Source organism: Arthrobacter sp. R4, assembly GCF_051365025.1.
Taxonomy (GTDB): domain Bacteria; phylum Actinomycetota; class Actinomycetes; order Actinomycetales; family Micrococcaceae; genus Arthrobacter.
The window spans coordinates 195,989-218,622 of the sequence record NZ_JBLWIJ010000010.1 but is presented as its reverse complement, the minus strand read 5'-3'; the positions used below and the strand labels follow the sequence as shown (position 1 = coordinate 218,622).

The 22,634-nt window shown below is 66.0% G+C and carries 19 protein-coding genes; 5 read left to right on the top strand and 14 right to left on the bottom strand.

Annotation, left to right across the window (positions count from 1 at the left end; genetic code table 11):
* Positions 1–58 precede the first annotated feature (58 nt).
* Entirely contained in the window at positions 59–1,870 is a 1,812-nt protein-coding gene (locus ACLKOZ_RS06845) for a glycerol-3-phosphate dehydrogenase/oxidase (protein ID WP_436473805.1), read from the bottom strand.
* 123 nt (positions 1,871–1,993) lie between these two features.
* Between ACLKOZ_RS06845 and ACLKOZ_RS06840 the strand changes: the two genes are divergently transcribed.
* The 4 genes from ACLKOZ_RS06840 to ACLKOZ_RS06825 are packed head-to-tail and all read left to right on the top strand — an operon-like array spanning position 1,994 to position 5,908.
* Positions 1,994–2,956, top strand: a complete 963-nt coding sequence (locus ACLKOZ_RS06840) for a sugar-binding transcriptional regulator (protein WP_337348575.1) — start codon at positions 1,994–1,996, stop codon at positions 2,954–2,956.
* Positions 2,957–2,991: 35 nt separating this feature from the next.
* Positions 2,992–3,867 (top strand): aldo/keto reductase, encoded by an 876-nt coding sequence (locus ACLKOZ_RS06835; RefSeq protein WP_436473802.1) that lies wholly within the window; start codon positions 2,992–2,994, stop codon positions 3,865–3,867.
* 11 nt (positions 3,868–3,878) lie between these two features.
* Complete coding sequence (locus ACLKOZ_RS06830) at positions 3,879–4,808, top strand: alpha/beta fold hydrolase (protein ID WP_436473800.1); 930 nt, start codon at positions 3,879–3,881, stop codon at positions 4,806–4,808.
* Positions 4,805–5,908: a glycosyltransferase family 4 protein gene (locus ACLKOZ_RS06825; RefSeq protein WP_436473798.1), complete on the top strand. Its 1,104-nt coding sequence runs from the start codon at positions 4,805–4,807 to the stop codon at positions 5,906–5,908. The genes ACLKOZ_RS06830 and ACLKOZ_RS06825 overlap by 4 nt, the downstream gene beginning before the upstream one ends.
* A gap of 18 nt (positions 5,909–5,926) precedes the next feature.
* Here ACLKOZ_RS06825 and ACLKOZ_RS06820 read toward each other — a convergent pair whose 3' ends face one another.
* The 13 genes from ACLKOZ_RS06820 to pyrR form a co-directional block, all read right to left on the bottom strand.
* Entirely contained in the window at positions 5,927–8,095 is a 2,169-nt protein-coding gene (locus ACLKOZ_RS06820; protein WP_436473796.1) for a primosomal protein N', read from the bottom strand.
* A 149-nt stretch (positions 8,096–8,244) separates the two neighbouring features.
* Positions 8,245–9,480, bottom strand: a complete 1,236-nt coding sequence (metK, locus tag ACLKOZ_RS06815) for a methionine adenosyltransferase (RefSeq protein ID WP_337348580.1) — start codon at positions 9,478–9,480, stop codon at positions 8,245–8,247.
* Positions 9,481–9,557: 77 nt separating this feature from the next.
* A complete protein-coding gene (gene coaBC / locus ACLKOZ_RS06810; protein ID WP_436473794.1) occupies positions 9,558–10,802 on the bottom strand; it encodes a bifunctional phosphopantothenoylcysteine decarboxylase/phosphopantothenate--cysteine ligase CoaBC in 1,245 nt (414 codons plus the stop codon).
* A 30-nt stretch (positions 10,803–10,832) separates the two neighbouring features.
* Positions 10,833–11,093, bottom strand: a complete 261-nt coding sequence (gene rpoZ, locus ACLKOZ_RS06805) for a DNA-directed RNA polymerase subunit omega (RefSeq protein WP_003800778.1) — start codon at positions 11,091–11,093, stop codon at positions 10,833–10,835.
* A gap of 39 nt (positions 11,094–11,132) precedes the next feature.
* Positions 11,133–11,705: a guanylate kinase gene (gene gmk / locus ACLKOZ_RS06800; RefSeq protein ID WP_337348582.1), complete on the bottom strand. Its 573-nt coding sequence runs from the start codon at positions 11,703–11,705 to the stop codon at positions 11,133–11,135.
* Positions 11,706–11,749: 44 nt separating this feature from the next.
* Positions 11,750–12,067: an integration host factor, actinobacterial type gene (gene mihF, locus ACLKOZ_RS06795; RefSeq protein ID WP_337348583.1), complete on the bottom strand. Its 318-nt coding sequence runs from the start codon at positions 12,065–12,067 to the stop codon at positions 11,750–11,752.
* A gap of 109 nt (positions 12,068–12,176) precedes the next feature.
* Entirely contained in the window at positions 12,177–13,049 is an 873-nt protein-coding gene (gene pyrF / locus ACLKOZ_RS06790) for an orotidine-5'-phosphate decarboxylase (RefSeq protein ID WP_436473790.1), read from the bottom strand.
* Complete coding sequence (gene carB, locus ACLKOZ_RS06785) at positions 13,042–16,371, bottom strand: carbamoyl-phosphate synthase large subunit (protein WP_436473788.1); 3,330 nt, start codon at positions 16,369–16,371, stop codon at positions 13,042–13,044. Before carB ends, pyrF begins: the two co-directional genes overlap by 8 nt.
* Positions 16,371–17,672, bottom strand: a complete 1,302-nt coding sequence (gene carA / locus ACLKOZ_RS06780) for a glutamine-hydrolyzing carbamoyl-phosphate synthase small subunit (protein ID WP_436474257.1) — start codon at positions 17,670–17,672, stop codon at positions 16,371–16,373. The genes carB and carA overlap by 1 nt, the downstream gene beginning before the upstream one ends.
* Positions 17,653–18,174, bottom strand: a complete 522-nt coding sequence (locus ACLKOZ_RS06775) for a hypothetical protein (protein ID WP_436473786.1) — start codon at positions 18,172–18,174, stop codon at positions 17,653–17,655. Before ACLKOZ_RS06775 ends, carA begins: the two co-directional genes overlap by 20 nt.
* Positions 18,174–19,514 carry a dihydroorotase gene (locus tag ACLKOZ_RS06770; protein WP_436473784.1) on the bottom strand — a complete coding sequence of 447 codons (1,341 nt, stop codon included), beginning with the start codon at positions 19,512–19,514 and terminating at the stop codon, positions 18,174–18,176. Before ACLKOZ_RS06770 ends, ACLKOZ_RS06775 begins: the two co-directional genes overlap by 1 nt.
* Positions 19,514–20,512, bottom strand: coding sequence for an aspartate carbamoyltransferase catalytic subunit (locus ACLKOZ_RS06765; RefSeq protein WP_337348589.1), 999 nt, complete (start codon positions 20,510–20,512; stop codon positions 19,514–19,516). The genes ACLKOZ_RS06770 and ACLKOZ_RS06765 overlap by 1 nt, the downstream gene beginning before the upstream one ends.
* On the bottom strand, positions 20,509–21,096 hold the full coding sequence (gene pyrR, locus ACLKOZ_RS06760; RefSeq protein ID WP_337348590.1) for a bifunctional pyr operon transcriptional regulator/uracil phosphoribosyltransferase PyrR: 588 nt from the start codon (positions 21,094–21,096) through the stop codon (positions 20,509–20,511). The genes ACLKOZ_RS06765 and pyrR overlap by 4 nt, the downstream gene beginning before the upstream one ends.
* A 202-nt stretch (positions 21,097–21,298) precedes the next feature.
* Here pyrR and ACLKOZ_RS06755 point away from each other — a divergent pair, with 202 nt between their 5' ends.
* Positions 21,299–22,570 (top strand): PrsW family glutamic-type intramembrane protease, encoded by a 1,272-nt coding sequence (locus ACLKOZ_RS06755; protein ID WP_436473781.1) that lies wholly within the window; start codon positions 21,299–21,301, stop codon positions 22,568–22,570.
* The last annotated feature ends 64 nt before the right edge of the window (positions 22,571–22,634 follow it).

Sequence of the window (22,634 nt, the reverse complement as noted above, 5' to 3'; positions counted from 1 at the left end):
TTGCAGGACCGACCGTAGGGCCGGGGCACGGTGGTGCCCCGGCTTTTAGCCGGGTTGCCTAGGCGACCAGACTGTGGATCTCTACGCGGTGGAGACGCTCCAGCACGTCGTGGGCAGCCCGGATCTGTGCGGCCGTTGTCGCGGGATCCCAAGCCAGCGGACCGGCCAGCACCTCCGCAACCTCGTGCAGCAGTTCACCCGTCACCAGGCCGCGGAAGGCAAGGGACGTCCGGCGGATGAGCACATCTGCGAGGTGCCCGATCTGCTCATTGGCGGCCATAAATTCCAGCTCGCGGACACTGAGCTCGCGCGTGGAGTGCAGGAGCCGGTCAGCTCCGGCGTCGAGGTAGTCCATGACTTCCTCGGCGCGGGTGCCATAGCGCGTCAGCAGGATCGCGGTCCGGTCGGCGTCGCGGCTGGCGGACATGTGGGCCTTAATCCATTTCTGGACCCCCGCCTCGTCCTCAGGAAAGCCGGTCCCGCCTCCGATGGCGAGCTTCGCCGTCGAAACCTTCCGTTCCATCCCCAATTCGGCGAGCACGTCGTTGGCCATATGCTCGGCTAGCGCGCGGAACGTTGTCCACTTGCCACCCACCAGGGAAAGAACGACGGCGCCTGCCGCCCCTTCGCCCCGCTCGATCCGATAGTCCCTTGAGACAAATCCTGGCTGGGTTGCGTCGTGCCGCGGGAGCGGGCGGACACCGGAGAACGTGTAGACGATCTGCCCGCGGTTCACCGGGATGTCGGGGAAGACGTGGCCAATCAGTTCAAGGAAGTAGTCGATCTCGCTGTCGGTGCACACCGCGTCCTGGCCCATGTCGGCCTCCACGTCGGTGGTTCCCACCAGGACCCTGTCCCCCATCGGGTAGATCAGGACGATCCGCCCATCCGTGTGCTCAAAGAAGATTTCGCGGCCACGGCATGCTTCGAGCAGTCCGGGGTGGTCCAGGACAATGTGCGAGCCCTTGGTCCCACCCATGAACTGGGAGCCGGCGCCCATCGCCCCGTTGGTCAGGTCCACCCAGGCCCCGGTGGTGTTGACGATGACATCCGCGGTGAAGTCAAAAACGTCGCCGGTGAGCTCGTCGCGCAACTGGACGGTGCTTCCCGCTGTGCGGTCGGTACTGCCCGGCGCCGCGGCGGCTGTCATGGACTGCAGCGAAAGATAGTTGCTGGCCCGGGCGGTGGCGTCGGCGGGGCCGTCGACGCCCAACCCGGCCTTCTCCCCGTCCTGGAGGACGTCAAGGGTGAGGCGCTCCGGATTGTGCACGGACGCATCAAAGTAGGTGGCCGCATATTTGATGCCGGGGTTGAGGTGCGGCAGTTCAGCCAGTGCACGCTTCCGGCCCCGGAACTGGTGGCGGGGAACGGATCCGCCGTCACGGGAGAACGAATCGTAAAGGCTGAGCCCCACCTTGATGAGGAACGCACCGCGCTCCTTCGGCTTGCCCTGCTGCTTGTGCGTCAGGAAGCGCAACGGGGCCGACAGCACCCCGGAGAAGGTACTAAAAATCGGAATCGTGGTTTGGAGTGGCTTCACGTAGTGGGGCGCGATGCGGAGCAGGCGGTTTCGTTCCACCACTGATTCCCGGACCAGCCGAAACTCGCCGTTTTCCAAGTAGCGGATGCCGCCGTGGATCATGTGCGAGGAGGCGCCGCTGGCACCTTGGCAGTAGTCTCCGCGCTCCACCAAGGCAACATCGACACCCTGCAGGGCAAGATCGCGGAAGGTGCCCACGCCGTTGATTCCGCCGCCGACGATGAGCACTTTTGCCCGCGGACGCTGCCGCAGGGCCTGCACTGAAGAACGCGCTCCGGAGGCTGCAGACGGCTTGGCTCCGCTGTGGCCGAACAAATCATGGGTTCCCAAAACAACTCCCTTGGGTTTGGTGTATGCGGCTGCCGCCTGGCGAACCGCAGGTCTCCCACTATTGTTTGAAGTAATGGAAAATAGAGTCAACCTCTATGCACAAACGTGCAGAATGGATTCCCCATGTCACCCTCACGCCACTCCGACACCCTGCGGGCCGCGCAGATGTATTACTTGCAAGACCTCACCATGGACGCCATCGCCCGGGAACTGCGCACGTCCCGTTCCACGGTTTCCCGGCTCCTGTCCTCGGCCCGGGACTCCGGCCTCGTTCAGATCCAGATCCGCAATCCAATGGATACCGGCCCGGAACTGGAGGGCATGATCCGGGACGAGTACAACGTGGACGTGCACGTTGTCCCAATCCTGGAAACCCTGAACGAAGCTGAAACCCTGGACCGCGTAGCCATGCAGGCGGCACGAACGATCGGGCCGCTGGTGGATTCCAACGCCATCATCGGGGTGGCCTGGGGCTCCACGCTGAGCGCAGTGAGCCGGCACCTCACCCGCAAGATCACCCACGACACCGTCATTGTCCAACTCAACGGTGCGGGGAATATGCACACTACGGGCATCACGTATGCCAGCGACATCATGCGCCGCTTCGGAAGTGCCTACGGAGCCCGGGTGGAGCAGTTCCCGGTGCCGGCGTTTTTTGACCACGCAGCGACCAAGACCGCCATGTGGAATGAACGCAGCGTGCAACGGATCCTGGAGCTCCAGTCACGGATGAGCATGGCGATCTTCGGCGTGGGTTCAGTGGACGCCGACTTTCCCAGCCACGTCTACGCTGGGGGCTATTTGGACGAAAGCGACCTCAAGATCCTTGCGGAATCCGATGTTGTGGGCGACGTCGCCACGGTGTTTTTCCGCGGCGACGGGTCCTCTGACGGCATCGTACTCAATGAACGGTCCACCGGCCCTGCGCTCGCGGAACTGAAGCAGGTCCGCCGCCGCATCTGCGTGGTGTCCGGGGCGTCGAAGATCAACGGCCTGCGCGGAGCCCTGACCGCGGGGCTGGCGACCGACCTGATCCTTGATGAAGCAAGCGCGCGGCGCCTGGTCAGTTTCGACGGCCCCACCTGACGGAGTCTGTGTACAGAATGGGTAGAGTCGTTGCTATGAAAACCTCTCCCCGGCTCAGCCTGAACAACGGCGTGCTGATCGACCAGTTGGGATATGGGCTGTACAAGGTTCCGGTCGCGGAGGCGTCCGCCCTGGTGGCCACGGCCCTTGGCGCCGGTTACCGGCATTTCGACACCGCAGCCATGTACGGGAATGAAACCGGAGTGGCCCGCGGGATCAGCTCCTCCTTCGGGTACGACGGCGGAACCGGAAGTGGCGGCTCAGGGGAAGCGGCGCCCGCGTTGTCCCGCGAGGACGTTTTCATTACCACGAAGGTCTGGAACGATGACCAGGGCTATGACGCAACGCTCCATGCGTTCGATACCTCCATGGTGAACCTCGGCCTGGACTACATAGACATGTACCTGATCCACTGGCCCTGCGCCCAGCGCGGGCTTTTCACGGAAACCTACCGCGCCCTGGAAACTCTGTATCGCGAAGGTAAAGTGCGTGCCATCGGCGTGTGCAATTTCCAGCCCGCCCACCTGGACCGACTGCTGCAGACGGCGGAGGTTGTGCCGGCCGTCAATCAGATCGAACTGCATCCCTGGCTCCAACAGGCTGAGCTCCGGGAGTTGCATGCTGCACTCGGTATCCTGACGGAGGCGTGGAGCCCCCTGGGGCGCGGGCAGGTCCTGGCGGACCCCGTGGTCCTGGCCTGCGCCGCCGAACACGGGGTGACGGCGGCACAGGTCATCCTGCGATGGCATGTCCAGCTGGGCCACATCGCCATCCCCAAAGCCAGCTCGGAGCCCCGGATCCGCGAAAATCTGGACGTCTTCCGCTTTGCGCTTTCGGACCGCGACATGACTGCGCTCGCTGAACTTGACCGGGGATACCGCACCGGGTCCCACCCTGACAACGTCAACTAGGACCGAGGGCCATGAAAACAGCTGACTCCCCGCCTCCCACCACGCCGTCCTACTTCAGCCATGAACTCGCGGCCCGGACCCAGGCCTCTGAGATAGAGCTCAACGGCAGCACCGTGGCCTTCTGGACCTATGAACCGGTACAGGCGACACCGGAGACACGGACCATTCTGGTGATCCACGGCTTCAGGGGTGATCACCATGGGCTGCTCAGGGTTGCGGACCAGTTGCCCGGAATGCGGATCATCATGCCGGACCTCCCCGGCTTCGGCAGCTCCGGGGCCTTTGCCTCAGGAACCCATTCCGTGGAGCACTACGGCACGTTCATCTCTGACTTTATGGCTGCCTTGGGCCTCGGCCCGGACACCGTGCTGCTGGGTCATTCGTTCGGGTCCATCGTTGCCGCGCACTTCGTGGCAGCCCACCCCGGTGCGGTGTCACCGCTGATTCTGATCAACCCGATTGCGGCACCGGCGTTGGAGGGGCCGAAGGGGATCATGACGAAACTTGCCGTCCTCTACTATCGGCTCGCGGCCCGGCTCCCCCGGAGGCTGGGCCTTGCGTTGCTCCGCAGCCCCCTGATCGTCCGCGTCATGAGCGAGGCCATGGCCAAAACCCCTGACAAAGAGCTTCGCCGGTTCATCCACGGCCAGCACCATGCCTACTTCAGCGCCTTCGCCGACCGGGACAGCCTGCTGGAATCCTTCACAGCCTCCGTCAGCGGGAACGTGGCCGAGGTGGCCGGGCAGTTGTCACTGCCGGTCCTGCTCATCGCCGGCGAGAAGGACGAGATTGCGATGCTGCCTGACCAGCACCGCCTCGCCGCGCTGCTGCCTGACGGCACCCTTAAGGTGATCCCCGGCGTCGGGCACCTGATCCACTACGAAACGCCCGCGCCGGCCGCCGGCTTCATCCTCACTTTCCTTAAGGACCACCCCGCGTGAAAATAGTCGTCGACGCCCGCTTCACCCGGACCGACCACCACGACGGAATCAGCCGCTATGGAGCCAGCCTGATAGCCGCAACGGCAAAGATCGCCGACGTGTCCATGCTCATCAGCGATCACCGGCAGCTTGCCCTGCTCCCCGACGTTCCCTACACGCTGATCAACAGCCCGCTCTCCCCGATGGAGCTCTTCGTGGCGCGGAAGATCAACCCGCTCAAAGCTGACGTGGTGGTGTGTCCCATGCAGACCATGGGCACGTGGGGCCGAAAGTACGGACTGGTCCTGACCCTGCACGACCTCATCTACTATGAGCACCCCGCCCCGCCGGGATTCCTGCCAGCACCCGTGCGCGTCTTGTGGCGCCTTTACCACAAGGCGTACTGGCCACAGCGGCTCCTGCTCAACCGGGCTGACATCGTGGCCACCATCAGCAGCACCACGGAAGCGCTGATGGCCAAGTACCGGCTCACCAGCCGCCCCGTGCGGATCATCAGCAACGCACCGCAACCAGACCAGGAGCCCCGGGACGCAGCCGCCGGGGCGGAGCACTCGCTCATCTACATGGGTTCGTTCATGCCCTACAAAAACGTGGAGACCATGGTGGCCGGAATGGCCGAACTGCCCGACTTCACCCTGCACCTGCTCAGCAGGATCACCCCCCAACGCAGGGCCGAACTGGAGATCATGGTGCCCCAGGGCGCCAAGGTGGTGTTCCATAATGGGGTGACTGACGACGAGTACGCCACCCTGCTCAAGAGCGCAACTGCCCTGGTGAGCCTCTCCCGGGCGGAGGGATACGGACTGCCACTCGTGGAGGCGATGGCACTGGGCACACCGGTCATCGCCAGTGACATCCCCATCTTCCGGGAGGTTGGCGGCCACGCTGCGTCCTACGTTGACCCCGGCTCCGCCGCGGAGTTTGCCACCGCCGTGAAAAAACTGCGCGACGGCGAGCATTGGCAGGACGTGTCGCGGCGGTCCGTGGCGCGGGCGGCAGAGTTCAGCTGGGATGAATCCGCCCGGCAGCTGGTTGACGTGGCCCATGACATTGTGGCGGCCCGGTCAGGCGGCCGGAAACGTCCGACTCATCCGGCCTGAGCGGCCGGGCCGACCGCACTACAGGACATCCACCCCGTCCAGGCGGAGCTGTACCGGTTCCTCGATCCGCTTGGCCGCAGCCGCTGCACGGGCGGCACGCAACACCCGGGTTACCTTCGCTGCCTGCCCATACGGGAAGAACAATAGCGTGCGGACGTCTTCGCCCAGCCGCTGGGGCGTGGCCGCGCCGACCAGCAGCACCGGCGCCGGTCCTGCCGTCCGCAGGGTCACCCCGTCTGCCTCCAGCTGCTTTTCCACACCCTCGGTGAAATGCACGACGGCGGCACGCGGGCCCGTGACGGAGGCGATCCGGACCGCTGGGGGCAACTGGAGCTCCACCCGGAGGGCCAGTTCACGCTGGGCATAACCGGCGGGATCCCAGCGCAGCAAGGCGCCAACGGCAGCGGTATCGGCCGCCGTAATCACCACGAGCCCACCGTCGGAGGCAGGCCGCACCAGGGCGGCGGCATTGAACCAGCGCCGGACGGTGTCCTCCCCCGCCCGGAGGTTTTCGCGGCGGAGAAGCGAGTCGCCGTCCAGGAGCAGTGCCGCGGCGTATCCCCCGTCCGCTACCGGCTCGGCACCCACCGTGGCAACCACGAGGACCTTCCCGTTGCCGACGTCTGTCTTGACGTGATCCCCTGAGGAGGTGACCACCGCCTTGCCGGGGAACGCCCGGCCCAATTCCTCGGCGGTCCGCATCACCCCGGTGGCGCCCTTGCGGAGCCGACGGCCGCCGCAGTGGCTGCACTCCCAGTCCGGGGCCGGGGTGGAGCACCAGCGGCACTGGGGCAGGGCGGCGCTGCCACTGGCACCGGCAATGGCCAAGGGGCCCTGGCAGGATCCGCAGCGCGCCGGTTCGCGGCAGGTTTCGCACACCAGCGACGGGGCGTAGCCGGCACGGGCCACCTGGACCAGGACCGGCCCCCGTTCCAGGCCCTCCTTCGCGGCGCGCCAGGCTGCCCCGGGCAGCCTGGCGATGCGGGCCAGCGGGTCACGTTCCTGTTCGAAACTGTCTGCAGTGTTCAAGACCCTGGGTACGGTGGAGCGGACTGCCGTGCGTTCGGCGACCACAGGCATGGCCCAGCCCGTTTCCACCAGCCGCTGCAGCTCTGTGCTGCGGCTGTGACCCGCCATCAGGCAAGCTGTGCCTTCCTGGCCGGCGCGCAGGAGCAGGACGTCGCGCGCGTGCGCGTAGGGAGCACGCTGCTCGATGTGGAGGTCGTTTCCGTCGTCCCAACAGGCCACAAGGCCGAGGTCGCGGACCGGCGCGAATGCCGCCGACCTGGTGCCGATGGCCACCTGCGCGGAACCGTCGAGCACGCGCAGGAAGTTCCGGTACCGCGGTGTTGGGCCGTCCTCGGCGGTCAACCGGGCGACGTCGTCGGCAGGAAGGAGTGCCGCCAGTGCCTTTTCTAGCCGGTCCAGGTCACGGTAGTCGGGAACCACCACCACAGCACCCCGTCCGGAGGCACGGACCGCAGCAACGGCTTCAGCGATCAGTTGCGGCCACGCCGAACGCCCAAAGCCCTGGAGGGGACTGAACACCGCGCGCGGAGAACCGCCCTCCCTCAGGTGACGGACAAACGCTTCACCGTTGCGGTACGCCTCCCAACCGCCGGACACAGCATGGTAAGCGGCTGTGGCTGTATCTTCGACGTCAGAACCCCGGCCCTGCGGCGAGGCAGCGTCAGGGCCTGATGCCTCTGCCTCCACGGAGCGGGCCAGAAACTCCTTCTCAAGCTTGGCCACCCTCGGCGGAACCGCAGCGCGCAGCACATCACTGAGGGTTCCGGCGTAGCGCGCGGCGACTGCCGAGGCCAGGTCCCGGACGGCCGGAGTCAGGACGGGCACCGGTGAGATGACTTTGTACAGCGGAACCAGGGTGTGGCCGGCGTCGGATTCGGCGGCGCGTTCCATGATGAAACCGCCCAGTTCCTGGCCACTGAACTTGACCTTGACCCGCACTCCGGGCTGGACAGCGGCATCGAGGTCCGCCGGCACACTGTAATCAAACGGGCGGTCAAGGTGGGGCAACGCCGACTCCACCAGCACCCTGGCAACCGGGAGGCTCGCGGCCAGGGCAGGACCGGTCTGCGGTGTGCGCGGCGGGAAACCCTGGAGCAAGGACATCTGCACACCGCCGGGAACGTCAGGCTCTGCCTGGACAGCCTTATCTCTTGCCATGTCGACTACCCCCTACAGCATCCGGCGCGGGCCAGGTTGGTTGCCGGACACTGACTCCGGCGTTCCTTACTGACTGGACACAACCAACCAACCACCTTGCCCTGACATTTTCAGCCGGGCCGGGCGGAAGGCTTGGTCGGCTAGCCAGGCTAGGCGTTGAAGAAGGCCTTGAGATCGTCCACGCGGTCCAGGCGCTCCCAGGTGAAGTCGGGATCGTCGCGGCCGAAGTGGCCGTGTGCCGCAGTCTTGGCGTAGATGGGCCGCTTGAGGTCCAGGGCGTCGATGATGGCACGCGGGCGGAGGTCGAAGATTTCGGCGATCGCGGCGCTGATCCGCGCCGGGTCCACGGTTTCCGTGCCAAACGTTTCCACGTACGTGCCAACCGGGCGGGCCTGGCCGATCGCGTAGGCAATCTGGATTTCGGCGCGCTTTGCCAGGCCTGCGGCCACCACGTTCTTCGCAACCCAGCGCATGGCGTAGGCGGCCGAACGGTCCACTTTGGACGGGTCCTTGCCCGAGAACGCGCCGCCACCGTGGCGGGCCATGCCGCCGTAGGTGTCAACGATGATCTTGCGTCCGGTCAGGCCGGCGTCGCCAACGGGTCCGCCGATGACAAATTCTCCCGCGGGGTTCAGGATGTTGGCTGCCCGCGAGATGTCCAGGTTGGCGGCGGCCAGTACCGGATTGATCACGAAGGAGGCGAGGTCGGCGCGGAGCCGGTCCAGGCTGGTTCCTTCGGCGTGCTGGCTGGAGATGACCACGGTTTCCACCGAGACCGGGATGTCCTTGTCGTAGCCCACAGTGACCTGCGTCTTGCCGTCGGGTCGGAGGTAGGAAAGCTCGCCGGACTTGCGCACTTCGGTCAGGCGTTCGGACAGGCGGTGCGCGAGCCAGATCGGCGTCGGCATGTACGACGGCGTTTCATCACTGGCGTAGCCGAACATCAGGCCCTGGTCGCCGGCGCCCTGGAGATCGTAGTCATCCTCCTGGCGGCCCTCGCGGGCCTCGAGGGAGTTGAACACGCCGCCGGCGATGTCGTTTGACTGCTGCCCAATGGAGACGGACACGCCGCAACGTGCGCCATCGAAGCCGTTGGCCGAGGAATCGTAGCCGATGCCAAGGATGGTCTCGCGGACGATCTGCGGGATCTCAACGTAGGCGTCCGTGGTGACCTCACCCGCAACGTGGACCAGGCCCGTGGTGGCCATGGTTTCGACGGCGACGCGGGACTCCGGATCCGCAGCCAGCAGGGCGTCGAGGATGGCGTCGCTGATCTGGTCACAGATCTTGTCCGGGTGGCCTTCAGTCACCGACTCGGAGGTGAAGAGCCGGAGCGCCGAGGGCGTGGCCCCGTGGGTGTGGGGAATGTGCAGCGGTAAAGTCACTCAACTACCTTACTGGTTGGGAAACGGGCGTCCGGCAGCGTGTGTCCCCATGCTAAGGAAACGTTGCCGGCCTGCCGTCAGGCGCGGTGCGAAACGTGGTTCAGCTCATAGCCGATCCGGCTAATAACGGCGGTAGAGACTTCGGTCTTTGATCCTGAAGCCTCCTGGGGTTCGGAGCCGGAGCGCGAAAGGATGACGACGGCGTTGGTGTCCTGGCCAAAGACTTTATCCGTGCCCACATGGTTGACGACCAGCAGATCGCAGCCCTTGCGCCTGAGCTTGGCCTCGGCGTACGCCAGCACATCCCCCTCGCCGTCACCGGTCTCAGCGGCGAAGCCCACAATCAGCTGGCTGCGGCGCGCCTGGTCGTGGGCGGCATCGCGTACTTCCACCAGTTCGTGCAGGATGTCGGGATTCCGGACGAGGGAGATGACGGGGTCAGCGGCGTCGTCGCGCTTCTTGATTTTTGTGCCGGATATCTCAGCGGGACGGAAGTCGGCCACCGCGGCGGCCATAATGACGACGTCGGAATCCGCTGCAGCGGCCAGCGCGGCTTCCCGCAACTGCAGCGCAGTCTCCACTTCCACTACTTCAACGCCGGCCGGCGGCGGCACTTCCATATGTGCCGCCAGGAGCCGGACCGAAGCTCCCGCGTTGCGGGCGGCAACGGCCAGGGCGACGCCCTGCTTGCCCGATGACCGGTTTCCCAGGAAGCGCACCGGGTCCAGTGGTTCGCGGGTACCGCCGGCGCTGATGGTGACCGTTTTTCCGGCGAGCGGCAGTTGATAGTCGGACCTGCCCTGGGTCAGGGCGATGGCGGCGTCGAAGATGGCCTCCGGTTCGGGCAGGCGGCCAGGGCCTGAGTCAGAGCCTGTCAGCCTTCCGGAGGCAGGCTCCAGGACAGCTGCGCCCCGCCCGCGCAATGTCTCCACATTGGCGCGCGTGGCCGGGTGCTGCCACATCTCCGTATGCATGGCCGGGGCAAAAAGCACCGGACCACTGGCCATCAGGAGGGTGTTCGTGAGGAGGTCGTTGGCTTGGCCGGTGGCGGCACGCGCCAGCAGGTCCGCCGTCGCCGGTGCCACCACGATGAGGTCCGCTTCGTGACCCAACCGCACATGGTTGACCTGGTGGACGTCGTCGAAGACGCTGTTGCTGACGGGGTGCCCGGACAGGGCCTCCCACGTAGCGACTCCCACGAAGCGGGTAGCCGCTTCCGTGGGAATCACCGTGACGTCATGGCCGGCTTCAGTAAAAAGCCGGAGGAGCGATGCCACCTTGTAGGCGGCAATCCCTCCCCCGACTCCGAGGACTATGCGCACGTGACCTCCGTCAACAGGCAGTCTGTGTAATTACTCTGCGGCTTCGATCGGCGTGGAAACGAGTTTGCCTTCGTTGATCTCACGCAGGGCGATCGAGAGTGACTTCTCGTTCAGCTTGGTGTCGACCAACGGGCCGACGTACTCGAACAGGCCCTCGTGCAGCTGGGCGTAGTAAGCGTTGATCTGACGTGCACGCTTGGCACCGAAGATCACCAGGCCGTACTTGGAATCAGCTGCCTCAAGCAGCGAGTCGATCGGCGGGTTGATGATGCCTTCAAGGTTCGTGGACACGAATTCTCCAAATTCTAACGGGCCGACTGCTACCGGCAACTAGTGCGGGTGCGGTGTCAGCCCCATGAGTGAAACAAGCTCGTCCGCTGCCCGGCGAACGTCATCATTGATGACGGTGTGGTCAAACTCCGGTTCAGCGGCAAGTTCTAGTTTAGCGGTTTCCAGCCTTTGCCGCTGTTCCTCCGCAGTTTCGGTGCCGCGGCCTACCAGCCGGCGCACCATTTCGTCCCAGCTCGGCGGCGCGAGGAAGACGAATTGGGCATCCGGGACCGCCGCCTTGACCTGTCGGGCACCCTGCAGGTCAATCTCCAACAGAACCGACTTTCCGTCGGCGATGGCTTCGTTCACGGTGCTTTTCAGCGTGCCGTAGGTGTTCTGGCCGTGGACCACTGCCCATTCCAGGAACTCCCCGGCAGCGACCAGGGACTCGAACTCTTCCTTCGATTTAAAGAAGTAGTGGATGCCGTCCTGCTCACCGGGCCGCGGAGCGCGGGTGGTGGCCGATACGGAAAGCCAGACTTCGGGGTAGTTATCCCGGATGTAGGTGGACACGGTGCCTTTGCCAACAGCCGTCGGACCTGCGAGGACTGTCAGTCCCGGTTTCTTGCTCACATATTCCTTTGCGGCGGTTCGGATGGGGCGAACCGTGGCACGCCCTACTTCTCGTCTATAAAATCTACCAGCGCCTGGCGCTGGTGAATGCCCAGCCCCCGGACCCGCCGGGAAGCGGCTATTCCCAGCTGCTCCATAATGGCCGCGGCCCGCACCTTGCCGATGCCAGGCAGCGCTTCAAGGAGCTCGGCCACACGCATCCTCGCAAGGGCGTCGTCGCCGGCTGCCGAACTGATGATGTCCGCGGCCGACGTCTCGCCGTTTTTGAGCCGCTCTTTTGCCGCCGCCCTGGCTGCCCTGGCAGCGGCTGCCTTCTGCAGCGCGTCCGCGCGTTCCGACGCGGATAACGGTCGCAGGCTCATGGAGGACACCCCCGGTTTTCTCGGATGCATCCAAGGCGGCCGCCATTGGACTTGTCCTGAAACCTACCCTCTGGTGCCCCGCGAATCAATGGACCGGCGCTACGCCAGGCTAGCCTTCGCGAAGTCCCTCAAGCGTCCGCAGGGCGGCCTCCTGGAGCCCCCGGATATCGGGGCCTGCGGCAAGGATGTCACGGCTGGATGTCCCCAGCACCTGCGGGTACGCCGGACCGAACGTCGTGCGCAGGTCAGCCGCGGTGGCGCCCTGCGCCCCCAGCCCCGGGGCAAGGATGGGCCCGCGGACGGCTTGCAGGTCCAACTGCAGGTCAGTCAGCGCAGAACCCACGGTGGCTCCGACCACGAGTCCAACGGACCCGAGGGGCCCGTCGTAGCGACGGTTCTCCGCTGCAGCCGCCTCGGTGATCCGCCGGGCCACGGAGTCGCTCCCGCCGATGTGCTGCACGGACGCCCCCTCCGGGTTGGACGTCAGTGCCAGGACAAACACACCGCGGCCGTATTCGGCCGCAAGGTCCAGGGCGGGGCGGAGGGATTCAAACCCCAGGTAGGGGCTGAGCGTCACCGAGTCGGCTGCCAGTGCCGACCCGTCCCGCAGCCAGGCGTCAGCGTACGCGGCCATGGTGGAGCCGATGTCGCCACGCTTGGCGTCGGCGATGGTGAGCACCGACTCGTCGCGCGCCGCGGCGAGGAACTCCTCAAGGACGGCCATGCCGGCCGAGCCGTGGCGTTCATAGAGTGCCACCTGTGGCTTGACCGCGGCAGCGAGCGAACCGACCGCCTCCAGGACCGTCAGCGAAAAGCGCCTCAGCCCGGCGGCGTCGTCGTCCAATCCCCAGCTCTTCAGGAGCGCCGGGTGCGGGTCAATGCCCACGCACAGCGGCCCGCGGGCGGCCATGGCCGCCCCCAGCCGGGAGCCGAACGGCTCCCGGACTGTGGAGCTGGTTACTGCGGATCCGGCGTCAGGCATGGTGCACTGCCGTGCCCTGCGACGCGGCGAGCTGCGACGCGGCCAGCGCCGCGGCGTGCTCCTGCAGGCTGGTCACGGACCACTCGTACGTGCGCATGGCCTCGATCGCCTGCACTGCCGCGTTGAATTCAGCCACAGTGGTGATGCAGGGGATGCCGATGGAGGTGGCGGCTGCGCGGAGTTCGTAGCCATCGCTGCGGGCTTCGCCGCCGGACGGAGTGTTGAACACCATGTCGATGTCGCCGGCGATGACGAGGTCCGCGATGGTGCCCTCGCCTTCGGCGCTGCTGCCTTCGGCGACCTTGCGCACCGGGGTGGCCTGGATGCCGTTGCGGCGCAGCACATCAGCCGTACCGCCGGTGGACACGATCTCGAAGCCAAGGTCCGAAAGCCGCTTGACGCCCATGATCACGGACCGCTTATCCCGATTGGCCACGGAGACAAAGATCTTGCCTTCGGTGGGCAGCGCGTTGTTGGCGGCTGCCTGGCTCTTGGCGAACGCGGTGTCGAAGTGCTTGTCGATGCCCATCACTTCACCAGTGGAACGCATTTCCGGGCCGAGCAGGGAGTCGACGACCTTGCCTTCAGGCGTCCGGAAGCGGCTGAACGGCAGCACGGCTTCCTTGACGGACACCGGCGCATCCAGCGGCAAAGTGGAGCCGTCGCCCGTTTCCGGCAGCATCTTGTAGGCGCTGCGGAGCTGGCCGATAGTGACGCCTGTACCGATCAGGGCCGCGGCCTTGGCCATCTGGACGCCGGTGGCCTTGGACACAAACGGCACGGTGCGGGAGGCACGCGGGTTCGCTTCCAGGACATAGAGGACGTCCGAGGCGAGGGCGAACTGGATGTTGATCAGGCCGCGCACGCCCACGCCTTCTGCGATGGCGCGGGTGGCTGTGCGGACGCGTTCCAGGACGTTGTTACCCAGGGTGATGGGCGGCAGGACGCAGGCGGAGTCGCCGGAGTGGATGCCGGCTTCCTCGATGTGCTCCATGATGCCGCCAAGGTACATGTCCGTGCCGTCGAAGAGCGCGTCAACGTCGATTTCGACCGCGTCTTCCAGGAACCGGTCGATCAGGACCGGGTGGTCCGGGGTGATCTCGGTGGCGTTGGCGATGTAGCGGGAGAGGTTGGCCTCGTCATAGACGATTTCCATACCGCGGCCGCCCAGCACGTAGGACGGGCGGACCAGGACCGGGTAGCCGATTTCGTCGGCGATCTTCTTGGCGTCCTCGAAGGACACGGCGGTGCCGTTCTTCGGGGAGATCAGTCCCGCCTTGTCCAGGACGCGGGAGAACGCCCCGCGGTGCTCGGCGAGGTCGATCGCCTCCGGCGACGTGCCCAGGATGGGGACACCGGCGTCGGCCAGCTGCTGCGCCAGCTTCAGCGGCGTCTGGCCGCCAAGCTGCACGAACACGCCCATGACGCCGCCGGTGCGTTCCTCCGCGGCGATGACCTCCAGGACGTCCTCAAGGGTCAGCGGCTCGAAGTACAGGCGGGTGGAGACGTCGTAGTCGGTGGAGACCGTCTCCGGGTTGCAGTTGACCATGACGGTCTCGTAGCCGGCCTTGCGCAGCGCCATGGAGGCGTGGACGCAGGAGTAGTCGAACTCGATGCCCTGGCCGATGCGGTTCGGACCGGAACCAAGGATCAGGATCGACGGCTTGGAGTGCAGCGCTACCTCGTCCTCCTCGTCGTAGGCCGAGTAGTGGTACGGGGTGTAGGCGGCGAACTCGGCCGCACAGGTGTCCACAGTCTTGTAGACGGGACGGATCCCCAGCGCCTGGCGCACACCCCGGACCACGGCCTCGGAGTTGTGCGTGAGGGCTCCGATCTGCTCGTCGGAGAAGCCGTGGCGCTTGGCGCGCTTGAGCATGTCCACGGTCAAGGCGCCGGCCTCGCGGATCTCACGGGAGATCTCGTTCAGCAGTTGGAGCTGGTCCAGGAACCACGGATCGATCTTGGTGGCTGCGTACAGCTCCTCCACGGTGGCGCCGCCGAGCATGGCCCGCTGGACCTGGTGCAGCCGCTCCGTGGTGGGGCGCTTGGACTTTTCGATGAGTTCCGGGACTTCCCATTCCGGGACGGAGCTGAAGTCCAGCTGCGAGCCCTTCTGTTCCAGGGAGCGGAGTGCCTTCTGCAGGGCTTCGGTGAAGTTGCGGCCCATGGCCATGGCCTCGCCCACGGACTTCATGGTGGTGGTGAGCGTGTTGTCGGCAGCCGGGAACTTCTCGAACGCGAAGCGCGGAACCTTGACCACCACGTAGTCCAGCGTGGGTTCGAAGGAAGCGGGGGTCTTCTGCGTGATGTCGTTCGGGATCTCGTCAAGCGTGTAGCCGAGGGAGAGCTTGGTGGCGATCTTGGCAATGGCGAAGCCGGTAGCCTTCGATGCCAACGCCGAGGAGCGTGACACACGCGGGTTCATCTCGATGACCACCACACGCCCGGTGTCCGGTTCGATGGCGAACTGAATGTTGCAGCCGCCGGTGTCGACGCCGACTTCGCGGATCACGGCGATGGAGATGTCACGGAGCCGCTGGTACTCACGGTCAGTGAGGGTCAGTGCTGGCGCCACGGTGATGGAGTCGCCGGTGTGAACGCCCACGGGGTCGAAGTTCTCGATGGAGCAGACGACAACCACGTTGTCGTTCTTGTCCCGCATCATCTCGAGCTCGTATTCTTTCCAGCCAAGGATGCTCTCTTCGAGCAGAACCTCGCTGGTGGGGCTGTACTGCAGGCCCTGGCCCACGATGCGGCGGAGGTCATCCTCGGTGTACGCCAGACCGGAACCCAGCCCGCCCATGGTGAATGACGGACGCACCACCATGGGGTAGCCCAGGTCTTCGGCGGCCTTGAGGGCCTCGTCCATGGTGTGGATGATGTGGCTGCGGGCAGATTCCGCTCCGCAGCGCTCCACAACGCCCTTGAACTTTTCGCGGTCCTCGCCGAGCTCGATGGCGGCGATGTTCGCGCCGATAAGTTCCACGTTGTACTTCTCCAGCACACCGTTCTTGTCCAGCGCGATGGCCGTGTTCAACGCCGTCTGGCCGCCCAGGGTTGGCAGGACTGCGTCCGGACGCTCCTTGGCGATGATCTTCTCCACCACCTCGGGGGTGATGGGCTCGATGTACGTGGCGTCGGCGAACTCCGGGTCCGTCATGATGGTGGCCGGGTTCGAGTTCACGAGGATGACGCGCAGGCCCTCCTCCTTGAGGACACGAAGTGCCTGGGTGCCGGAGTAGTCGAATTCGGCGGCCTGGCCGATGACGATCGGGCCGGAACCGATGACCAGGACGCTCTTAAGGTCAGTTCTCTTGGGCATTACTTCTTGTCCTCAGTCTTGTTGTCAGTCGTGGTCGGATCGGCGGGGTGCTTCGCGTCAACCGGGTCCTTGGACAGGCCCGCGGTCCTGCCATCGCGGGTACCTTCCATCAGGTCGATGAAGCGGTCGAAGAGGTAGGCGGCGTCGTGCGGTCCGGCTGCCGCCTCGGGGTGGTACTGGACCGAGAAGGCCGGGATGTCCAGGCACGCCAGTCCTTCCACGACGTCGTCGTTCAGGCTGACGTGGCTGACCTCGACGCGGCCGTACCGCTCCTCCGGGGCCTGTGTGGCGCCGTCGAGCGGTGCGTCCACGGCAAAACCGTGGTTCTGCGAGGTGATTTCCACTTTGCCGGTGCGGCGGTCCATCACGGGCTGGTTGATGCCACGGTGGCCGTAGCGCAGTTTGTAGGTGCCAAAGCCCAGGGCGCGGCCCAGGATCTGGTTGCCGAAGCAGATGCCGAAGTACGGCAGCTTCTCGTCCAGGACCGAGCGCAGGAGCTTGACCTGGGCGTCGGCGGTGGCGGGGTCTCCCGGGCCGTTGGACATAAAGAAGCCGTCCGGGTTGACGGCCTTGACGTCCTCAAGGGTGGCGGTGGCAGGCAGCACGTGGACGCGGACGCCGCGTTCGGCGAACCGGATGGGGGTCATCGCCTTGATGCCAAGGTCGATTGCGGCAATGCTGAACCGGGCGTCGCCGTCCCAGCCGTGGTCCTTGGGCTCAACGACGTAGGCCTCATCGACACTGACTTCCTCAGCCAGGCGGGCGCCTTCCATGGGAGCGCTGGCGAGGACGGTGTCCAGGAGTTCCTTGTCGGTGGCCTGGGCGGCGTCGCCGGAGAAGATGCCGGCGCGCATGGTCTTGTGCTCGCGCAGGTGGCGCGTGATGGCGCGGGTGTCCACGCCCTGGATGCCCACGATTCCCTGCTCGACGAGTTCGGAGTCAAGGGATCGCTCCGACCGCCAGTTGGAGGGGCGGCGGGCGGCGTCGCGGACGATGTAGCCGGCTACCCAGATGCGACGGGACTCAGCGTCTTCGCTGTTGACGCCGGTGTTTCCGATGTGCGGCGCGGTCTGCACCACCAGTTGGCGGGCGTAGGAGGGGTCCGTGATGGTCTCCTGGTAGCCGGTCATGCCGGTGGCGAAGACCGCCTCGCCCAGGGCGGTGCCGGTGGCGCCGTAGCTGGTGCCGCGGAAGATGCGGCCGTCCTCCAGAACGAGCGCTGCCGTGGTGGAAACTGCTGGAGTGGCATCCACTTTTTCTGCTGCTGTTTGTGTCACTGTTTTACTTTCCACTCTGGGGATCAGCCTGGGGGGCCGCGGAGATCAATTGCTGAAGGGATTCGAAAAGGGCTGTTTTGTCTGCGGCGCGGCGGGTACGGAAGCCGGTGTCCAGCTCATGGGAGCCCAGCCTCCAGCTGAGAACCAGGAGGCCGTCCTTTTCCACGAACTTGCCGGCCATGCCGCTGTCCTGCCGCACGCCCGTGAGGTCCGCGGCAGGAATGTAGACCGCCGGTGCCCCGGACCGGTCAAAAAGCACACCGTGGACGTAGACCGAGAGGGTCGCGTTGGTCCGGATGCCCAGCCCGTGCACGGCAATCCGGTCCAGCCAGTCCCCAGCGGTGGTTGATGCGACGTACTGGCCTTCCGCTACCTCGAGAGCCGTTCCGGGTGCCTCGGGCACTGCAGGTAACTGCTCGACGTCGGCCTGCCGCTTGAGGCGGTTCCGCCACCCGGTCCAGATCATCAGCAGGACCACCGCGATGATCGCCACCGTGATGATGCCGGTGAGGAGCTTGGTGTCCATCAGGAGACGCCCGCCACTTCGCGGTAGGGGGTGTTGAGCTGGCCGTCCAGGACGGTGGGGTGCCCTTTGTAGAACGTGGCCACCACCTTGCCAGGCAGTTCCAGGCCGGCAAACGGCGAGTTACGGCCCATGGTTGCCATCTTGGCGGGGTCAACGGTCCAGCGGGCGTTGGGGTCCACCAGGATGAGGTTGGCGGGCTCGCCGGCCTCGAGGGGGCGGCCTTGGTCCGCCAGCCGGCCGATTTGTGCTGCGGCCGTGGAGGTCACCCGGGCGAAGTCGGCCCAGGTCATCAGTCCGGTTTCGATCATGGTGTGCTGGACCACGGACAGCGCGGTTTCCAGCCCGGTCATGCCCATCGCGGCCTGCGCCCACTCGCATTCCTTGTGCTCGCTGGGGTGGGGGGCGTGGTCGGTGCCCACGACGTCGATGGTGCCATCGGCGAGGCCGGCGCGCAGTGCCTGTACGTCCGCGTCAGTCCGCAGCGGCGGGTTGACCTTGTAGACGGGGTTATAGCTGCGGACGAGGTCGTCAGTGAGCAGGAGGTGGTGCGGGGTGACCTCGGCAGTGACGTTGATGCCACGCTCCTTGGCCCAGCGGATGATCTCCACAGAACCGGCGGTGGACACGTGGCAGACATGGAGGCGCGAGTTCACGTGCTGGGCGAGCAGGACGTCGCGTGCAATGATGCTCTCCTCGGCGACCGCCGGCCAGCCGGTAAGTCCCAGGACGGCGGAAACTTCGCCCTCGTTCATCTGGGCACCGGCGGTGAGGCGCGGCTCCTGCGCATGCTGGGCCACGACGCCGTCGAACGCCTTGACGTATTCGAGGGCCCGGCGCATCAGGACAGGATCGTGGACGCAGATGCCGTCGTCGGAGAACATGCGGACGCGGGCGCGGGAGTCGGCCATGGCACCGAGCTCGGCCAACTGCTCCCCCGCCAGCCCGACAGTGACTGCGCCGACCGGACGGACATCCACCCAGCCGGCGGCGCGGCCCAGGCTGTAGACCTGCTCCACTACTCCGGCGGTGTCCGCCACGGGGGTGCTGTTGGCCATGGCGTGCACGGCGGTGTAGCCGCCAAGGGCGGCCGCGCGGGTACCCGTTTCGACGGTCTCGGCGTCCTCGCGGCCGGGTTCGCGCAGGTGCGTGTGGACGTCCACCATGCCGGGCAGCGCCACCAGGCCCGCTGCCTCAATGACGGTGGCACGGTCGGCGTCGGCGTGCGTGGCTGCGCCGGTTCCCCGGGCTGCGATGACGCCGTCGCGGATAAGGAGGTCCTCGGCGCCGGCGCCCAGTACCGCTGCGCCACGTATCAGGTAGGTTCCGTTATTCTCTGCCATCAGTTGCTCTCCTTAGTGGGCGTGGCGGCTGGTTCGCGGGTATCCCCGGAGAGCAGCAGGTACAGGGCGGCCATCCGGACGGAGACGCCGTTCTTCACCTGCGACAGCACGGTGGAGCGGGGCGAATCCGCGGCGGCTGCGGAAATTTCCAGGCCCCGGTTCATGGGGCCGGGGTGCATGATGATCGTGTCTTTGAGCCCCAGGCTGTCCAGGGCACGGAGCCGGTTGTCGTCGAAACCCCACCGGCGGGAGTATTCGCGGGTGGAGGGGAAGAACGAGGCGTTCATCCGCTCGCCCTGCACGCGCAGCATCATGACGGCGTCCACTCCCTGTTCAAGGGTTTCATCCATGTTGTAGCTAACCTTGCACGGCCACTGTTCGACGCCGATGGGCAGCAGGGTGGGCGGGGCAACGAGCGTGACTTCCGCGCCGAGCGTGCGGAGCAGCCAGACGTTGGAGCGGGCTACGCGGGAGTGCAGGACGTCTCCGGCAATGGCGACGCGCATGCCCGACAGGTCCGCTCCGATGGATCCGGTACCGGCGAGCTTCGCCCAGTGCCGGCGCATGGTGAAGGCATCCAGGAGTGCCTGGGTGGGGTGTTCGTGGGTGCCGTCGCCGGCGTTGATGACGGCGGCATCGATCCAGTCGGTGGCGGCCAGGCGGTGGGGCGCGCCGGAAGCCCAATGGCGGATTACTACGGCGTCCGCTCCCATGGCGGCCAGTGTCTGGGCTGTGTCCTTGAGGGACTCACCCTTGGAGACTGAAGACCCCTTAGCCGCGAAGTTGATGACGTCGGCGGACAACCGCTTGGCGGCCGCTTCGAAGGAGATCCTGGTGCGGGTGGAGTCTTCGAAGAAGAGGTTCACTACGGTGCGGCCACGCAGGGCCGGGAGCTTCTTGACCTCACGGTCCCCCACGGCGGCCATTTCTTCGGCGGTGTCGAGGATGCGGATGGCGTTAGACAGGCTCAGGTCTTCGGTTGAGAGGAGGTGTTTCACGCGCCGCCCTCGATAACCACTTCGTTGACCGTGGATCCGTCGGGGGAAGTATCGGTTTCCTCAAGGCGGACCCGGACCTTCTCGGCGGAGGACGTGGGCAGGTTCTTTCCCACGTGGTCGGCCCGGATGGGAAGCTCGCGGTGGCCACGGTCGATCAGCACGGCGAGCCGGACGATCCGTGGACGGCCGAGGTCGATGATGGCGTCCAGCGCGGCACGGATGGTGCGGCCGGAGTACAGCACGTCATCGATGAGCACCACGACCTTGTTGTCGATCCCCGTGCGCGGGAGTTGGGTGGGATAGGGAGGCCTGGTGGGCTGGTGGGAGAGGTCGTCGCGGAACATGGTGACGTCCAATTGTCCGACGATCGCGGCGGCGTCAACGGTGGGGTCAGCGGCAGCTATCTTGCGGGCCAGCCGGAGTGCCAGCGGATAGCCGCGCCGCGGAATGCCCAGCAGCACCAGGTCCTTGGAGCCTTTGTTGGCCTCGAGGATCTCATGGGCGATACGAGTGAGGGCGCGGTCAATGTCTGCCTGGTTGAGGACAACCCTGGCTGGAACCGGTGCGCTTGTGACAGAAGTCAACGCTCGTCTCCCCTTTCCCCGCCTCACAGGACGGAATTAAAAGAAGGATTATTTGCGTTCCAAAATTACCACACGGCGCGGTGCCGTCCCTTGCCGGAGGAGCGCGTTAATGGTCACATCCGGGCCCCGCCCCTGCGTTGCGCCTTGCCACACCGCAAGCTGCGCCTTTTGAGCCATGATGGACGCACCATAGGCTTTCCCTATGTCGATGCACCCCCATCCCCGTCCCGGCCAGCCAGGACCCTCCGGACCGCAGGGACCTCTTCCCAGCCAGGCGAACCCCAGTTGGATGGGCCACGTCCAGCCGGAGTACTACCGGCCGGTGCCGGGCAATGCAGGCGGCCCGGTCCATTCCGTGGTCCAGCCGGTCGCCCAGGGCCGGCAGGGCCCGGTCGCTCCCCCGAGCCGTGCGGGCCTGCTGGTACTGATGATCGGCGGCGGTGCCCTGGCATTCCTCAGCCTGTTCCTGGTGGTTCCGTTCCTCCTGGCCAACACGGGAACCGCCGGGTTCCTGGTGGGTTTCATCGCCTCGCTGCTCCCGCTGTCCGCGGTGCTCCTGACGGTCCACGTCATCGACCGGTGGGAGCCGGAACCAAAAAGACTCCTGTTCTTCGCGTTCACGTGGGGCGCCGCAGTATCGATCGCCGTCACGCTGCTCGTCCAGCCGTTCTTTGCGCTCACCTACCAGCTTTCCGACGAACCCGACATCCAGACCTACATGGCCACTGTCCAGGCACCGGTCGTTGAGGAATTCGCCAAGTCCCTCGGGCTGCTGTTGCTGCTCCTGATGGCGCGCAGGCACTTCGACGGACCGGTTGACGGGGTGGTCTTCGCGTTCACGATTGCCGGAGGATTCGCGTTCACGGAGAACATCCTGTACTTCGGCCGGGCCATCGCAGAGTCTGCCAGCCCCGCCACCGACCTGGCCCAGATCTTCCTCCTGCGCGGGGTGATGTCACCGTTCGCCCACGCCATCTTCACAGGAACAACCGGCCTCATCATGGGGTTTGCGGCACGGCGTTGGCACACGGGCGCGTCGGTTGCGGCGTTTGTGGTGGGCCTGCTTCCGGCGATGTTCCTGCACAACCGGTGGAACAGCATGGGCCAGGGCTTCCTCGCGGACTACATCCTCATCCAGGTGCCCATCTTTGTGCTGTTCATTGGCGTGGTCATCCTGCTGCGCGTCGCCGAAAACCGCCTCACCCGGCAGCGGTTGCTGGAGTATGCTGCGGCAGGTTGGTTCACGCCTGCCGAAGTCGACCTCCTCGCGACGCCGGGCGGCAGGCGCACTGCACTCAGTTGGGCTGCAGGCTACAACCGGCGGCCGCAGATGAAGGCCTTCGTGAAGGCAGCCACGCAGCTCGCCTTCACGCGGCAGCGCATCCTGAGCGGCCGCGATGTGGCGCTGCACCAGGCTGAAGAACGCGATCAGCTGCACCGGATCCTGGCCCTGCGGGCCGCCGTCGCCGGCTGACGGCACCAGCTGGCAGCAAACCGCGTGCGCTGCCAGCCGGGAAAACGCGCAAGGGGCCGGCGTC

Bases quoted from the DNA above. Each gene is read 5' to 3' on its own strand.
- ACLKOZ_RS06840 (WP_337348575.1), top strand. From the start codon at position 1,994: ATGTCACCCTCACGCCACTCCGACACCCTGCGGGCCGCGCAGATGTAT.
- ACLKOZ_RS06835 (WP_436473802.1), top strand. From the start codon at position 2,992: ATGAAAACCTCTCCCCGGCTCAGCCTGAACAACGGCGTGCTGATCGAC.
- ACLKOZ_RS06830 (WP_436473800.1), top strand. From the start codon at position 3,879: ATGAAAACAGCTGACTCCCCGCCTCCCACCACGCCGTCCTACTTCAGC.
- ACLKOZ_RS06820 (WP_436473796.1), bottom strand. From the start codon at position 8,095: ATGGCAAGAGATAAGGCTGTCCAGGCAGAGCCTGACGTTCCCGGCGGT.
- mihF (WP_337348583.1), bottom strand. From the start codon at position 12,067: ATGAGCCTGCGACCGTTATCCGCGTCGGAACGCGCGGACGCGCTGCAG.
- pyrF (WP_436473790.1), bottom strand. From the start codon at position 13,049: ATGCCTGACGCCGGATCCGCAGTAACCAGCTCCACAGTCCGGGAGCCG.
- carB (WP_436473788.1), bottom strand. From the start codon at position 16,371: ATGCCCAAGAGAACTGACCTTAAGAGCGTCCTGGTCATCGGTTCCGGC.
- ACLKOZ_RS06775 (WP_436473786.1), bottom strand. From the start codon at position 18,174: ATGGACACCAAGCTCCTCACCGGCATCATCACGGTGGCGATCATCGCG.
- ACLKOZ_RS06770 (WP_436473784.1), bottom strand. From the start codon at position 19,514: ATGGCAGAGAATAACGGAACCTACCTGATACGTGGCGCAGCGGTACTG.
- ACLKOZ_RS06755 (WP_436473781.1), top strand. From the start codon at position 21,299: ATGTCGATGCACCCCCATCCCCGTCCCGGCCAGCCAGGACCCTCCGGA.